General features: G+C 72.7%; 11 protein-coding genes. 5 read left to right on the top strand and 6 right to left on the bottom strand.

Translation table 11 applies throughout. The features are described 5' to 3' along the window. The first annotated feature begins 17 nt into the window (after window positions 1–17). From Actob_RS31200 to Actob_RS31185, 4 genes are all read left to right on the top strand, one after another. The gene (locus tag Actob_RS31200; RefSeq protein WP_284915438.1) at window positions 18–1,274 is read left to right on the top strand and encodes a nucleotide sugar dehydrogenase; all 1,257 of its coding nucleotides are present in this window, start codon (window positions 18–20) and stop codon (window positions 1,272–1,274) included. 12 nt (window positions 1,275–1,286) lie between these two features. Then, window positions 1,287–1,958, top strand: coding sequence for a sugar transferase (locus Actob_RS31195; RefSeq protein ID WP_284915437.1), 672 nt, complete (start codon window positions 1,287–1,289; stop codon window positions 1,956–1,958). Between the two features lie 127 nt (window positions 1,959–2,085). Then, complete coding sequence (locus tag Actob_RS31190) at window positions 2,086–3,330, top strand: hypothetical protein (protein ID WP_284915436.1); 1,245 nt, start codon at window positions 2,086–2,088, stop codon at window positions 3,328–3,330. 109 nt (window positions 3,331–3,439) lie between these two features. Beyond that, window positions 3,440–4,957, top strand: coding sequence for a methyl-accepting chemotaxis protein (locus Actob_RS31185; protein ID WP_284915435.1), 1,518 nt, complete (start codon window positions 3,440–3,442; stop codon window positions 4,955–4,957). A gap of 139 nt (window positions 4,958–5,096) precedes the next feature. Here the strand turns inward: Actob_RS31185 and Actob_RS31180 are convergent, their stop codons facing one another. Further along, window positions 5,097–5,978 (bottom strand): WD40 repeat domain-containing protein, encoded by an 882-nt coding sequence (locus tag Actob_RS31180; protein WP_284915434.1) that lies wholly within the window; start codon window positions 5,976–5,978, stop codon window positions 5,097–5,099. Between the two features lie 126 nt (window positions 5,979–6,104). Between Actob_RS31180 and fdhA the strand changes: the two genes are divergently transcribed. Next, window positions 6,105–7,343 carry a formaldehyde dehydrogenase, glutathione-independent gene (fdhA, locus tag Actob_RS31175; RefSeq protein ID WP_284915433.1) on the top strand — a complete coding sequence of 413 codons (1,239 nt, stop codon included), beginning with the start codon at window positions 6,105–6,107 and terminating at the stop codon, window positions 7,341–7,343. Window positions 7,344–7,500: 157 nt separating this feature from the next. On the opposite strand, the gene Actob_RS31170 is transcribed toward fdhA, so the two are convergent. The 5 genes from Actob_RS31170 to Actob_RS31150 form a co-directional block, all read right to left on the bottom strand. Next, window positions 7,501–8,382 (bottom strand): intradiol ring-cleavage dioxygenase, encoded by an 882-nt coding sequence (locus Actob_RS31170; protein ID WP_284915432.1) that lies wholly within the window; start codon window positions 8,380–8,382, stop codon window positions 7,501–7,503. 606 nt (window positions 8,383–8,988) lie between these two features. Further along, the gene (locus Actob_RS31165) at window positions 8,989–12,237 is read right to left on the bottom strand and encodes a hypothetical protein (RefSeq protein ID WP_284915431.1); all 3,249 of its coding nucleotides are present in this window, start codon (window positions 12,235–12,237) and stop codon (window positions 8,989–8,991) included. Window positions 12,238–12,322: 85 nt separating this feature from the next. After that, the gene (locus Actob_RS31160) at window positions 12,323–13,336 is read right to left on the bottom strand and encodes a GNAT family N-acetyltransferase (RefSeq protein ID WP_284915430.1); all 1,014 of its coding nucleotides are present in this window, start codon (window positions 13,334–13,336) and stop codon (window positions 12,323–12,325) included. 21 nt (window positions 13,337–13,357) lie between these two features. Then, the gene (locus Actob_RS31155; protein ID WP_284915429.1) at window positions 13,358–14,560 is read right to left on the bottom strand and encodes an FAD-dependent monooxygenase; all 1,203 of its coding nucleotides are present in this window, start codon (window positions 14,558–14,560) and stop codon (window positions 13,358–13,360) included. Between the two features lie 8 nt (window positions 14,561–14,568). Next, complete coding sequence (locus tag Actob_RS31150) at window positions 14,569–15,591, bottom strand: GNAT family N-acetyltransferase (RefSeq protein ID WP_284915428.1); 1,023 nt, start codon at window positions 15,589–15,591, stop codon at window positions 14,569–14,571. Window positions 15,592–15,594 lie beyond the last annotated feature (3 nt).

The raw sequence follows: 15,594 nt of genomic DNA, 5'->3' as shown, positions 1-15,594 counted from the left end.
GGGACAGGAGCGCACCGATGCGAGTAGTCGTCGCCGGGCAGGGCTACGTGGGACTGCCCCTCGCCGTCCGGGCCGCCGAGGTCGGGCACACCGTTGTCGGCTTCGACGTCGACGACGACCGGATCAAGCGGCTCGCCGCCGGCGAGTCCTACGTCGACGACGTCGGCTCGGCCCAGCTGCAGGCGGTGCTGGCCGGCGGCGGCTTCCTGCCGTCGTCCGATCCGCGGGCCTGCGCCGGCTTCGACATCGCGGTGATCGCGGTGCCCACCCCGCTGCGCGACGGCTCCCCGGATCTGCGCTACATCGAGGAGTCGGCCCGCACCCTGGCCCGCTACCTGCGGCCGGGCGCCACCGTGGCCCTGGAGTCGACCACCTATCCGGGCACCACCACCGAGCTGGTGGCGCCGCTGCTCGAGGAGGGCTCCGGCCTGATCGCCGGCGAGGACTTCTTCCTCGGCTTCAGCCCGGAGCGCATCGACCCGGGCAACCAGCAGTGGAACCTGGTCACCACGCCGAAGGTGGTCTCCGGGATCAACCCAGCGTCGCTGGAGCGGGTCCGCGCCTTCTACGCCTCGGTGGTGGAGACCATCGTGCCGGTCTCCGACCCCAAGGTCGCCGAGCTGGCCAAACTGCTCGAGAACACGTTCCGGCACGTCAACATCGCGCTGGTCAACGAGCTCGCGGTGTACGCGCACGACCTGGGCATCGACGTCTGGGAGGCGATCGACGCCGCGTCCTCGAAGCCGTTCGGCTACATGCGGTTCGTGCCCGGGCCCGGCGTCGGCGGCCACTGCCTGCCGATCGACCCGTCCTACCTGTCCTGGCGGGTGCAGCGGACGCTCGGACAGAGCTTCCGCTTCGTCGAGCTGGCCAACGACATCAACAACCACATGCCCGACTACGTCGTCCGCCGGCTGGTCGCCGCCCTGAACGAGCGGCGCAAGGCGGTGAACGGCTCGACAGTGCTGCTGCTCGGGCTGGCCTACAAGAAGAACAGCGGCGACGCCCGCGAGTCGCCGGCCCGGCGGGTCGCCACGCTGCTGCTCGAGATGGGCGCCGAGGTGCTCGCCGCCGATCCGCACGTGGTCGAGGACGCCCGCGTCGACCAGCGGGTCACCCGGGTGCGGCTGAGCCCGGAGGTGCTCGCCGCCGCCGACGCGGTGGTGCTGCTCGCCGACCACGACGCGTTCGACCTGGACCTCGTCGTCGAGCACGCCAGGTACGTGCTGGACACCCGTCACCGCCTCACCGGCGACACAGTGGAATCGCTCTGAGCTGGGGGAATCGTGGACCACCTGCGCCCGATCTGGAACCTTCTCAACCAACTCGTCGCCGCCGTCGCGCTGCTCCTGCTGTCGCCGGTGTTCCTCGGCGTGGCCCTCTGGATCCGGGTGGCCGACGGCAAGGGGATCTTCTTCGTGCAGGACCGGGCCGGCCGGGGCGGGCGGACCTTCCGGATCCTGAAGTTCCGCTCGATGGTCCACGACAACCTGGCGGTCGGCGCCCGGCTCGGCATGGCGAACCCGAACGACCTGCTGGAGAACGACCCGCGGATCACCAGGTGCGGCCGGATCCTGCGGGCGACCAGCCTCGACGAGCTGCCCCAGCTGATCAACGTGCTGCGCGGGCAGATGAACCTGGTCGGGCCGCGCCCGGACGTGCTCCCGCAGGTGGCCGAGTACTCCGCGGAGGACGCCCGGCGGCTGGAAGTGCGGCCCGGGATCACCGGCTGGGCACAGATCAACGGGCGGGACGCGATCCCCTGGTCGGAACGGTTCGTGCTGGACCGGTGGTACATCGACAACTGGTCGCCGCTGCTCGACCTGCGCATCATCTGGCGGACGTTCCAGGGCTCGCATCGAGGGGACCTGCCCGCGCTGGTGGAGAAGCTTCCCGCGCAGCGGGTGCCGGGGGAGAGCACCCGGGACCTCGGTCACGCCGCTCAGCGCGTACCGTGAAGCGGGTTTGCATTTGATCATCGCCGCAGCTCAGTTGGCCTTTCGCGGGGCTCGCGCGAATCGAGGGCCGGCCATATGATCGGGGCGTGACAGCGGCCTGCACCCTCGGTGACGGCGGTCGATCGCGATGACCGCCGGTGGCTGGATCGCGCTGGGCATCGCCATCTTCGGTTCGCTCTGCTACGCGGCCGGCTCGATCCTGCAGGCCATCGGCGCCCGGCGCAGCACCAGCGCGGTGTCCACCCTCGGGCACCCGCTCTATCTGGTCGGCATCGCGCTGGACATGACCGCCTGGTTCGGCTCGATGATCGCGCTGCGCGAGCTGGCGGTCTATCTGGTCGAGTCGGTGCTGGCCGGTTCGCTGGCCATCACCGCCTTCGCCGCCTGGCTGTTCCTCGGCTCCCGGCTGCGCCGGCGCGACGTGGTGGCGATCGTGATCACCATCTGCGCGCTGGCCGGGCTGGCCCTGTCGGCCGGGCAGCAGCAGGTGGTGGCGGCGTCGCTCGGGCTGCGGGCCGGGTTCTGCGTGGCCCTGGTCGTCGTGCTGATCCTCGGCTGGGCGGCCACCAGGGTCGGCTCACCCGGCCTGATCGCGTCGATCGGCGGGCTGTCGGTCGGCGCCGCGGCGCTCGGCGGCCGGGCCCTGCACCTGCCCGACGACCGGATGACCACGATCGGCTCGGCGGCGCTGACCATCTTCAGCGAGCCGCTGACGTACGTTCTGCTGATCTTCGCGGCCAACGGCATGGTGATGTACGCGAACGCGCTCCAGCGCGGCGAGGTGGGCCGGGTCACCGCCGTGCACTGGACCGGCGAGGTGATCGCGCCCTCGGTGATCGCGCTGACCGTCCTGGGCGACACCGTCCGCCCCGGCTGGGAACCGGTCGCGCTGGCCGCCGCCCTGATCACCGTGGCCTGCGCGATCGTGCTGGCCAGCGCCCCGGCGACGACAGCGGCCGCCGCCGAGACGGCCGACCCGCACGCCCTGCCGGCCGGCGCGGAACCGCACGCGTTGCCGGCCCCGCCGCTGCCGGTGCTGCCCGGAGCGGCCGGGCATCCGGTCAGCGCGCTGGTGCCGATGGAGGCGTGGCGGCTGGCCATCCCGCTGGAGGCACGCTGGCCGGCGTTGCAGCCGCCGCTGGTCCGGGGATACGGCACCATCGTCTGGTGGGGGCCGCCGAGCGCGCCGCTGCCGATCTGGGTGCCGCCGGACCGCACCCTCATCCCGCGCGAGCGCCCCAAACTCGCCGACCGCCCGCAGCGGATCTGGCCGGCCCGGATCGGCCCGCAGTTGCCGGCGGCGCGGCGCCCGGCCCGGCACCGCGACATCATCATCCCGGGACGGCAGCGCGACGAACGCGACGCCGCCTGAGCGCGGATTCGCCCGTCGACGGCGGCCTACCCGGTTACTGTGTGAAACTGTGCGCCGGTCTTTTCAGGATTTGTCGCTTTCGTTGAAGCTGTGGGCCGGCTTCTGCTCGATGGCGGTTCTCCTCCTGCTCGTGGTGGTCAACGCGAGCCTGGTGCGCGCCGACGTCAACCGGCAGGCCCGGCACATCGTGGAGGTCATCGACCCGAAGGCGCGGTCCGTCGCGCTGCTGCAGTTCCGGTTCTCGGACGCGTACGGGTTGCAGACGGCGTACACCGCGTCCGACCACGAGCTCAAGCACGGCTTCTTCACCGGTGCCAAGGAGAAGGTGTACGCGCTGCTCGGCGACGTCGAGGCGGCCGCGGCGAACGACGACCAGCGTGCCCGGGCGGCCGACTTCCGGGCCGGTCTCGACGCGTTCATGACCACCGACGAGCAGGTCTGGGCGGCGGTGCGGCAGGGCCGGTACGAGCAGGCCGCGCACATCAGCAACGTCACCGAGTCCGGGCCGTACCTCAAGGCGATGGACGCCGCCGCCGCGTTCGACGAGTCGGTCTCCGCCGAGCGGACCGCCGCGCTGAACCGGCTGAGCGCGACCCGCCACGCCGCCACGGTCCGGGAGTGGGTGCTGGCCGCCGTCGCCGTGCTCCTGGCCCTGCTGGCCGCGACGTTGCTCAGCCGATCCATCCGCAAGCCGGTGCAGAAGGTCGTCGCGGTGGTGGACCGGCTCGCCGAGGGCGACCTCACCCAGCGCGTCGGCATCCACCGCGGCGACGAGATCGGCCGGATGAGCTCCTCGATCGACCGGGCGATCGACCGGATCGGGGAGACCATCGCCGGCATCGCCAGCCACGCCGGTCAGGTCGCGTCCGCCTCGTCCACGCTGACAGCGATGTCGCAGGCGCTCCAGGCGGACGCCGACCAGGCGTCCCGGCAGATCGGCATCGTCGCCGACAGCGCCGGTGACGTGTCCCGCAACCTCGACACCGTCGCCGCCGGGTCGGAGCAGATGGGCGCCGCGATCGGTGAGATCAGCCGGAACACCACCGAGGCAGCCACCGTCGCCGGGTCGGCGGTGACGACCGTCGCCGAGGCCGGCGAGACGGTGGCCCGGCTCGGCGAGGCGTCCACCGAGATCGGTGCGGTGGTGCAGACCATCACCTCGATCGCGGAACAGACGAACCTGCTGGCCCTGAACGCGACGATCGAGTCGGCGCGGGCGGGCGAGGCCGGCAAGGGCTTCGCCGTGGTGGCCGCCGAGGTCAAGGACCTGGCCCAGGAGACCGCCCGGGCGACCGACGACATCATCAGCCGGGTCACCGGCATCCAGGGGCAAACCGAGGCGGCGGTCGCCTCCATCCGGCGGATCACCGAGGTGATCCAGCGGATCAGCGAGGCCCAGGACACCATCGCGGCGGCGGTGGAGGAGCAGACCGCCACCACCGGCGAGATGAACCGGGGCGTCTCCAACGCGGCCGTCGGCAGCAACGAGATCACCGAGAACATCGCCGGGGTGCGCGCGGTGACCGACCGGACCCGCGACAGCGCCGAGCAGTCCCGGCAGGCCGCGAACGAACTCACCCAGCTCAGTCAGGACCTGGCGGAACTCACCCACCGGTTCCGTATCTGAGCTTCGACCGATGCCCGTCGCCGCCACCGCGCCGGCCGTGATCCGGGTGGTCGTCGGGTCCGCGGCGCCCGGCCGCGACAACCGCGATCACCGTTTTCCCGGTCGATCTCGCGCCGGCGTCACCGGCCTCCCGGCACGGTCAGGTCCGCCGATCGGGGTGCGGCTGGCCCAGGGGGAACAGCGCGACGGCGCCGTCCGGGGAGCCGATCGCCAGGGTGAGTTCGCCGTACCGATGGAAGACCGTGGCGCAGCGGCCCGGCAGCGGGGCGCCGATCCGCTCGCCGGTCTCCGCGTCCCAGCGCTGCACCACCTCGTCGTGACCGGAGGTGATCAGCTCGACCCGGCCGTTCACCACTACCGGGTCCAGCCGGTGCACCGCGTGGCTGTCGACCACCACCGGCACCCCGATGGGTTCGCCGGTCGCGGCGTCCCAGCGATGGAGGTCGGCGGTCGCCGCGGCGATCAGGCGCCGGCCGCCCGGCAGCCGGATCCCGGTGATCGCGTTGATCGGCTCGTCGCCGACCGTCAGGGGATCTCCGGCGCGGGCCCCGGTGCGCGGGTGCCACCGGTGGATGGTCCCGCTCTGGTCGCCGGCGCAGACCACCGGTCCGTCCGGCAGGTCCAGCACGGCCACCGCGCTGACCTGATCGGCGTGGACACCCAGCGGTTCGAGACGGGCGCCGGTGCCGGCGTCCCAGCGCAGCAGCGGGAACGGTTCGAGCGGTGATCCGGCGAGCAGCGTCCCGGCCCAGGTGGCCAGCGGGCCGGGTGGGGCCGGATCGCCGGTGTGCGGCGAGTGCCCGGTGCGCGGATCCAGCCAGACCACGCCGCGGTCGGTGCCGGCGGCGATCACCGGATCACGCCAGCCCACCTCGCAGACGACGAGGCGGTGGACCTCGCCCGGCTTCTGGGAACTGATCAGCCGGTCGTTCCGCGGGTCCCGGACCTCGACCCGGTCGCCGCTCACCGAGACCAGCATGTCGACGCCGTCGAGCCGAAGCGTGCGCAGATCGGTGATCATGCGCCGAATGATGCCATCGAATGGGTGCAATGTGTTTTTCGGCGCGCGTCGAGATTACCGAGGGTTCATTTTCGGCTACCGCGCGAGAAGCATCGGGATCGAGTCCACCCGACGATGGAGGCCACCATGGGCAACAGAGCCGTTGTCTACCAGGGTCCCGGGCGCGTTGCGATCCAGGACATCGACTACCCGACGTACGAGGTGAAGGACGGCCCCGGCGTCAACAAGATGAACGTCGGGCGGCGTACTCCGCACGGCGCCATCCTGAAGACGGTCACCACCAACATCTGCGGCAGCGACCAGCACATGGTCCGCGGGCGCACCACCGCGCCGGAGGGCCTGGTGCTGGGCCACGAGATCACCGGTGAGGTGATCGAGGTCGGGTCGGACGTCGAGTACGTGCGGGTCGGCGACATCGTGTCGGTGCCGTTCAACATCGCCTGCGGTCGGTGCCGCAACTGCAAGGAGGGCAAGACCGGGGTCTGCCTCAACGTGAACCCGGACCGGCCCGGCTCGGCGTACGGGTACGTCGACATGGGCGGCTGGGTCGGCGGCCAGGCGGAGTACGTGATGGTCCCGTACGCCGACTGGAACCTGCTCCGTTTCCCCGACCGGGACCAGGCCCTGGAGAAGATCCTCGACCTGACGATGCTCTCCGACATCTTCCCGACCGGCTACCACGGCTGTGTCAGCGCCGGCGTCACCACCGGCTCGACGGTCTACATCGCCGGTGCCGGCCCGGTCGGCCTGGCCGCTGCCACCTCGGCGTTCCTGCTCGGCGCCGCGGTGGTCATCGTCGGCGATCTCAACGAGGAGCGGCTCGCCCAGGCCCGCAGCTTCGGCTGCGAGACGGTGGACGTGTCCCGTGGCGAACCGGTCGACCAGGTGCAGCAGATCCTCGGCCGGGCCGCCCCGGCGATCGGGCAGCCGCTGGTCGACTGCGCCGTCGACGCGGTCGGCTTCGAGGCGCGCGGGCACGGCCAGGACGCCCAGGTGGAGAAGCCGGCAACGGTGCTGAACTCGCTGATGGACCTGACCCGGGCCGGTGGCGCGATAGGCGTCCCGGGCCTGTACGTGACAGGTGACCCGGGCGGCGTCGACGACGCCGCCAAGGTCGGGTCCCTGTCGCTGCGGCTGGGCCTGGGCTGGGCGAAATCGCACTCCTTCGTCACCGGCCAGTGCCCGGTGATGAAGTACCACCACGGGCTGATGATGGCGATCCTGCACGACCGGGTGCGGATCGCGAAGAACGTCAACGCCACCCCGATCTCGCTCGACCAGGCCCCGCAGGGCTACCTCGAGTTCGACCAGGGCGCGGCCCGCAAGTACGTCATCGACCCGCACGGGATGGTCGACAACCGGTGACGTTCCGCCTCCGCATCAGTGTGCCCTGGCCGCGAGCAGCAGTTGCACGATCGCGGCCAGGGCCACGCTCACCACGATCAGGTGGACCAGGCCGGGCCACCGCCGAAGTACACCACCCCGATGACGCCGGCCTGCCGCGTGGTGGTCGGCACGATCCTTACAGGTTGACCGAGATCGTCAGGTTCGCCACGTAGCCGGCCGCTACCGAGCCGGTGACCGTCGCCATCTCCCGGGCCGCCAGGTCGTCCCGGAACACCATGTCGGTGGCCAGGCTGATCCGGCTCAGGTTGGTGACGCTCGCCGAGTACCCGGTGGCGCTCGCGTACACCGTCTGTGACACGTCCTTGGGCAGCGCGATCTGCGACGTCTTGCGGATCGGCCCGGCCCCGCTGGTGGCCGCGGCCAGCGACGAGTACACCTCGAAGTGGATGTGCGGCCAGCGTCCCGCGTAGCACCCCGGGTAGATGCTGGTGAAGGTCGCCACGCCGGACGAGTTGGTGACCTGGATGCCGCGCAGGTAGTTCTCGCCGGTCACTCCGGAGGAGTACAGCGAGTACCGCCCGGCCCGGTCGCAGTGCCAGGCGTAGATCGCCGCGCCGGCGACCGGAGCGCAGCCCAGGTTCCGCACGGTCAGCGAGAACTGCAGCGGCACGCCCGGCGCTGTCGTCGTCGACGTGCCGAAACTCGACCGGATGTCACTGCGCACGATCCCGGACAGCTTCCGCACATCCGGCCCGTTCGACCCGTCCGCCGGGTAGGGGCCCGCGGTCTCCGACTCGACCTCGGCCAGGCAGGCCGCCGCATCGTCCGTGCTGGTGGCGCCCGCCGCGCCGGCGACGGCGCCTGCCGCCCCGGTGGTGGCGCCGGCCGTGCCGGTGGTGGCCGCGTCGGCCGTGCCGGCGTTTGTCAGGGCGCCGCCGATCACCGCGGCGCCGACCCCGCCGGCGACACCGAGCATCCGCCGCCGCGACATCGTCGGCAGGTCGAATCGCAGGCCCTTGTCATGCACCTCGCGCACGTAGGCGTCGTTGTCTTGCACCGTTCCTCCTCGGGGGAAGGGGACTGAGGACGCCGTCGAGCAAAACATTGAAACCTATGAATGAGCTGTGGTTGATCTCCGCCGGTCGCTTCCGCTTCAGAAAACCCGATCCGGTACGCCTGTCCCAGCCCCCAACCGCATCATCGGTGTCCCGTGCCTACACGCGATGCCCGCCGGACACCGGACCGCCCGGCGCCCGCCGGGCTGAATCCCGACTCCAACCCCCAGCTGGTCGTGGTGGTGGTGTCGGGGTGGGGGAGTGGGTGGTGAGTGCCAGCCGGGTGTTGGGGGCTGGTCGTGGTGGTGGTGTCGGGGTGGGGGAGTGGGTGGTGAGTGCCAGCCGGGTGTTGGGGGCTGGTCGTGGTGGTGGTGTCGGGGTGGGGGAGTGGGTGGTGAGTGCCAGCCGGGTGTTGGGGGCTGGTCGTGGTGGTGGTGGTGTCGGGGTCGGGGAGTGGGTGGTGAGTGCCAGCCGGGTGTTGGGGGCTGGTCGTGGTGGTGGTGTCGGGGTTGGGAAGTGGGTCGTGAGTGCCAGCCCGAGGTTTCGGCTGGTCGTGAGGGTTCTGTCCGAGCGGGGGACAGGGCCCGCACGACCAGCCGGGGCGAGGGTCAGGTCATGGTGAGGGCGACGGCGTCGTCGCGGACGTCCGGGTCGGGGTGGGAGCGCAGCGCCAGCAGCAGGTCCCGCCAGCGGCCGGCCCAGCGGTAACCGGCACCGAAGCGGACCAGCTGGACCGCGAACAGCCCGGCGGCCAGGTCACCGCGCCAGGCCAGGCGTTCGATCAGGTCCTGGAGGAACGCCGGCGTCGGCGGGTCACGCTGCTCGCGGAGACGGGCGCCGACCCGTTCGGCGATCCGGGCGGCGATCACCGGACGGGCGGCGCACCTGTCGGCGACCTCCAGCAGGTTGTCCAGCTGACCGAGATCGACCAGAGCGGCGAGGGCGACGGCGAGGTAGCCGGGCCGGGCCGCGAGGGTGCGCATGGCGTCGATCAGGGCGGTGCGGCCGGCGTTCGGGGGCAGCGAACGCCCGAGGGCCGACGCGCCCTGGGCCAGCACCTCGACGCGGCGGCGGGCCGGCAGGTCGGCGCCCGGCTCGGGGTGCGGATCGGTCATCGTCGCGAGCCGGGTCAGCGCCAGGCCCAGGGCCGGGTGGCCGGCGGCCCGCAGGAGGCCGGCGACCTGGAGGTTCACCAGTTTCTCGTCGAGGTCGGTGAGCCGGTCGACGACCAGGTCGGTCAGGTCGCCGGCCCAGCGGGACCACTCGTGCAGCTTGGCGAAGGCGGCCTGGCGCACCTCCCGGTCGCCGGCCCGGCAGGTCGCGGCGATCAGCTCGGCGTAGCGCGGGCGGTGCCGGGCCGGGATCGTGTAGGGGTAGGTGTCCAGGACGGCCCGCCGCTCCTCCCGGCTGGCGCCGATCGCCCGGTCCAGGATGGTCCAGCTGGCCTCGGCGTCGAGGCGCTGCCGGGCGGCGCCCACGACAGCGGCCCGGACGTCCCGGTGCTGGTCCGCCGCGGTGTAGACGGCGAGCAGCCGGTCCATGGCGGCCGGCGGCCCATAGCGGGCCAGAATCCGCACCGCCTCCTTCCGGCTGGTGACCTTGACGGCCGCGGCCGGTGCGAGGAGAGCCTCCAGCGGACCGGCCAGCCCGGCCGGTGGGAGGTGCTTGGCGGAACGAGCGGCGGCGTACATGGCCACCCGGGCACGATCCCCGCCGGCCTGCGGGACCAGCAGCGGCAGGGCCAGGTCGGGACGCTCGGTCCAGACCAGCGCGGCCAGCGCGGCCTCGGCCAGCTGCACCTCCGGCGCGGTGAGGTATCGCAGAACCAGTTGGCGCCCGGGTTCGCCGACCGGGGCGGCGGCCCGCAGCGACCGTATCCGCTCCCCGAGGCCGGCGCCGGTGTCGGCGACGATCCGGGCGTGCAGGGCGACGAACGCGGCCTGCTGCCGGGGCAGCCACCGCCACGGGCACGGCGCCCAGCCGGGCACCGGCCGGGTGCGCGCGTCCGCGAACCGGCCCACCGCGCGTCGGCTCAGCACCGCGTCCAGCAGGTCGGTGCGCCGGGTGGCGACCGCGTGCCAGACCGGTTCGAGCAGCACCGACGACGGGTCACCGGCCAGCACCTCGGCCACCCGGACGTCGCGCTGCCGAGGGTCCGCCAGCCAGTAGCCGATCGCCGTGCTCGCGACCCACGGCAGGGTGTCCGGGCCGGCCGCCCGGCGCAGCAGCTCCTGCAGCTCGGGCACCTGCCAGGCGCGTTTGCCGAGCGCCTCGGTGAGCGCGAACAGCGGAGCGTACCGGGCCCGCTCGACGTTGCCGGCCACCCAGGGCCGGAGCCGGTCGAAGACCATCGTCTCCTGGCCGCGCCGCAGCACCCGGTCGAAGCGGCGCAGCGTCGGTACCGTCGCCGCGGTGCTCACCAGGTCGATCGTCAGCAGCGCCCACTCGCGCAGCTCCGGAACGTCCACGTGGTGCCGCAGGGTGTCGGTGGCCAGCCGGCTCAGCGCGGCGCTGGTGGCCGCCGACGCGTCCCGCGCCTCCACCGCGTCGGTGGTGATCGCGGTCAGCGCGACCGCCGTGTCCGCGGTGAGCAGACGGGCCACCCCGGCCAGGGCGGTGAGGGCGGCCGAGCGGACCGGGTCCTGCTCGTTGCGCAGCCGGGTGAGCCGGCCGGTCACCTCGGCCACCGCCGCCGTGTCCCGGGACCGGCCGGCCGCCTCGACCAGCCGGGTGTACGCCAGCGCCCGCTCACCGGCGTCCCCGGACCGCACCGCCACCTCCTGCGCCGCGGCCGCCGCCGGCCAGTCCAGATAGGCGCTCAGGTCCAGCACCTGCTGCTCCTGCCGGGCCACCTCGTCGAGCGCGAGCAGCCGCCGCACCTCCCGCACCCGGACCGCGGCCGGCAGCAGGTCGAGTGTCGCCCGGTCCGGTACGAACCGGCTGGTGTCCTGTTCGGCCAGCCCGGCGTCGTAGATCGTGCCGCGCCGGGCCGGCGGCAGCGCCCGCAGCAGCGGGGCGAGCCCGGCCACGCCCCGGGCCAGCGGCGCCAGCTCGTCGTCGGAGAGCACCGCGAGCCGGCGCAGCACCACCTGGGGCAGCGTGGTCCGCCGCAGCCACCCGGCCCGGCCGGGCGCGATCAGCAGCCGCAGCAGCCGGTGCGGGTCGTGCTTGGCGAGTGGTCCATATCGGTCCAGGTTCCCCGGCAGGCTGTTGTCCGGCGCGTGCCGTTCGAGCAGTTCCAGGGCCCGCTCCGGCGCGAGGGTGAGGATCGCCGGGGCCAGCCGGTGCCACTCCCGGACGAGATCCTCCGGCCCGGCGGCGGCCAGCGTCCCGGCCGCGAACCCGATGAGCGGCTCGGGGTGCCGGCGGACCAGGGCGCGCAGCCGGGTGGCGTGGGCCAGGTCGGGGAGCAGCCGCCGTACCGTGGCAGCGCCGCAGGCCGGCAGGAGAGCGGCCGCCTCGGCGTCACCGAAGCGCGCGTGGATGTCACCGATCAGGGCGTCGGCGATGGCCGGGGCGGGGCGGGCGCGCAGCGTACGGTAAAGGCGGCGGCGATCGGAAGCGGGCAGGTCGGCGATCCGCGGTCCGAGGCGGCCGGCCCGCAGCGCGGCCTGGAGCGCGGCGGACCGCAGGCCGGGCAGCGGATCGTGGACGGCCGCGTCGACGGCCGCGGCATCGTCGGCCACCAGGGCGGCGACCAGCGCGAGATGCCGCTGGTAACCGTCGCCGGCGCGCAGCTCGGCGCAGACCTCGGGCCGGTCCGGGGCGGTGCGCGCCCAGGCCGCGAGATGCCGCAGCCGCGCACGAGACGGCAGGGGATCGAGGGTGTCGAGCAGTTCCCGGGTGGCGGCCAGCATGCCGATCATTGTGGTCGCCCGACCGCCCCGGAGCCGACCGATTAAAAACCGGCCACTCCCGAGGCGGCCGATGGGAAACGGCCGTTCACCGGTACGGCGGAAACCGCCCGCCCAGCGACTCCGCGGTGGGCGCCCCGGCCAGCCGCTCGTACGCCGCCGGATCCGTGATCAGCCGCCAGGTGTGGAAGTCCTGCCGCCCGCCCCCGAACGCCGCCTTGTACTGGAACAGCGAGTCGTCCGCCCCGCCCACCCCACCACCGAGGTGCACCACCCGGTTCCCGCGCTGCCGGCCCCAGAGCCGCACCTCGTGGTAGAGCAGCTTGTCGGCGTAGAAGATCTCGCCGTCCCGGGTGGCCTGCAGGTGGGTGTGCATCATCCCGTCGTACTCGAAGAACAGGTTGCCGCCGAGCACCTCGCCCCGCCGGACCGCGGTGGCCAGGTGCAGGTGCGGGCCGAGCGCGTCGCGCAGCCGGTGCAGGTGCTCGTGGCTGAAGAAGTAGAAGTCCCGCGCGCCGACCCGGTGCATCGTCGCGTGGTACGTGTCGATCCAGGTGTCGAACGTGTCCCAGTCGTCGAAGACCACCGCCACCTCGGCGCGCTTCGCCCGGCTGATCTGCTTGCGGTGCGTGCGATGGGTGTCCCGCCAGAGCTGCTCGGCGGTGCCGGTCAGGTCGATCGAGACGGTCTGGCCGTGGTTGACCAGGGTGCCGGTCTGCTGGAGCGACACCTGCGGGGCGGGCAGCAGCGGATGCAGCCGGACGAACGCGGTGACCACCCCGTGCGTGTTCAGCAGCGCGACGAGCGCCCGGGCGGCCCGCGCCCAGAAGCCGCTGTTGACCGGCGCCACGTCGCTGACCGGCCCGGGGTAGCCGTACGGCGAGACGGCGTCGTGCAGCCCGGTCTCCGGGATCGGGCGCAGGATCAGCGGCAGGAGCAGGACGTGGTCGGCCTCGTCGTAGCGGAACGCGGTAGCGGTACCGCCGACCAGGTCGGCGTCGAGCCGTGCGTAGTCGGGCAGGTGGTAGATGTCGTGCCGGATGCGGACCAGTGCCTCGGCCCACGCGGTGTCGTCCGGTTCCAGGAGCGCACCTTCGGCCATCGGTACTCCTCGTCCTCGTCGTCAGGGGACTGCTGCGGTGAGGCGGCGGGCCGGCCGCCGGCGGGCCCGGTTCCACCGTCGGGCGCTCAGCGTCCAGCGCAGCATCGTGCGCGGGACCGTGCCCTGCGTCGAAATATGCAGCAGGTACCGCCACGCCGGGAAGTCCTCCCGGCGATTCGACAGGGCGTACGAGAACCGGGTAGCCGGCAACGTCGCGTACTCCGGCATCCGCTCGAACCACTGGCTGCTGGCCAGCGCGGCCCGTTGCAGCGGCGCCAGCGCTACCTTGCGGCGGTGCTCGTACTGCTCCAGCGCGGCGGGCAGCGCCTCCGGCGCGAAGTCGGCGACGGCGTCCGCCAGGGCCATCGCGTCCTGCATCGCCAGCTTGGTGCCGGAGCCGATGGCGAAGTGCGTGGTGTGCGCGGCGTCGCCCATCAGCACCACGTTGCCGTGGTCCCAGCGCTCGGCGGTCACCCGCCGGAAGTTCAGCCAGCCCCGCCCTGAGTCGTCGAGCGGCTGGCCGTCCAGGTGCTTGGCGAAGATCTCCCGCAACCGGGCGTTGCCGGCCGCCGAGTCCAGCCGATCCAGGCCCAGCCCGGTCCACGTCTCCGGGGTGCACTCCACGATGAACGTGCTCGCCGTGTCGCTGAAGGGGTAGGCGTGGAACCAGATCCAGCCGGCCTCGGTCCGCTCGAACCCGAACCGGAAGGTGCGGAACACGTGCGGGGTGCCCAGCCAGATGTACTTGTTGCGGCCGGTCTCCACGGACGCCCCGAAGTGCTCGGCGTGCAGGTCGCGGATCCGGCTGCCGGCCCCGTCGCAGGCCACCACCAGGTCGGCCGGCGGCAGCATGGCCGGGTCGGTCAGCTCATCCTGGTAACGCACCGTCACACCGAGCTCGCGGGCCCGCTCGCCGAGGATCTCCAGGAGCTTGTGCCGGCCCATGCTGAAGCCGTATCCGCCCAGGTGGGAGTCGGGTTTACCGGTGACCCGGACCTCGTACTCGTTCCACTTGTAGGCGGCCTCCCAGATCCGGGCGGCGCTGACCGGGTCGTAGCGGAACAGGTCGTCGAGCAGGTCGTCCCAGAAGACCACGCCCCAGCCGTAGGTGACGCCGGCCGGGTTGCGCTCCAGCACGGTGATCTCGCGGGTGGGGTCGGCCAGCTTCGCCAGCACCGCGAAGTACAGACCGGCGGGGCCGCCGCCGACGCAGGTGATCCGCATGCGTGCTCCTAGCGGTAGGACGGGAAGGTGGAGGACAGGTCCGCGGGATCGGCGCCGGGCCGTCTGTCCAGGACCAGGCTTTCGTACGCCGCGGGGTCGGCCACCACCCGCCAGGTGTGGAACGGATGCCGGCGCGGCGAGAACCCGGCCTTGTAGGAGAAGAGCGAGTCGTTGGCACCACCCTTGCCACCGCCCAGGTGGAACACCCGCGCGCCGCGCTCCTTGCACCACCGCCGCACCGAGTCGTAGAGCAGCTCGTCGGCGTACCGGCCGCGGGCCCGCCGGGTGGACGAGACGTAACCGGTGGCGATCCCGTCGTACTCGAAGAACGTGTTGCCGCCCACCACCTCGTCGCCCTCCAGCGCGACAGCCAGGTGCATGCGGTCACCGACCGCGTCGTGCAGGGCGGCCAGATGCTCGTACGTGAAGAAGTAGTAATCGGCGGCGCCCACCCGCCGCATGTTGTCGTGATAGACCTCGACCCACTCGGCGAGCCGGCCCCAGTCGTCGAAGACGACCCGGGTGCCGGCGCGTTTCGCCCGGTTGATGTGGTTGCGGTGGTCGCTGCGGGTCTGGCTCCACATCTCCTCGACGCCGATCGTCAGGTCCATCGACACCGTCTCGCCGTGCCGGACCAGCGCGCCGGCCTCGCCGAGCACCGGCGACGGCGCGTTCAGCAGCGGGTGCATCCGGACGAACACCGAGATGATCCCGGCCTGCCGCAGCGTCTCGATCAGGGCGGCGCAGGCCGCCCGCCAGAACAGCGTGTCGCTGGGCGCGGCATCGCTGACCGGACCCGGATATCCGTACGGCGACAGCGCGTCCCGCAGCTCCGAGCCGGGTATCTCCCGGACGATCAGCGGAATCAGCAGCCGCCGCGCGCCCCGCTCGAAGTGGAACGCGGCCGGCGCGCCGCCGTACAGCCGGGCGTCCAGGACGACGTAGTCGGGCACGTGATACATGTCGTGCGCCACGTGCTGCAACGTCTCCTTCCACTCCCGGGCCGCCGGGTCCAGCAGCGATGCCGTCATCGA

It is taken from the genome of Actinoplanes oblitus (assembly GCF_030252345.1).
GTDB classification, from domain to species: domain Bacteria; phylum Actinomycetota; class Actinomycetes; order Mycobacteriales; family Micromonosporaceae; genus Actinoplanes; species Actinoplanes oblitus.
This window is presented reverse-complemented; position numbering and strand designations above follow the sequence as displayed.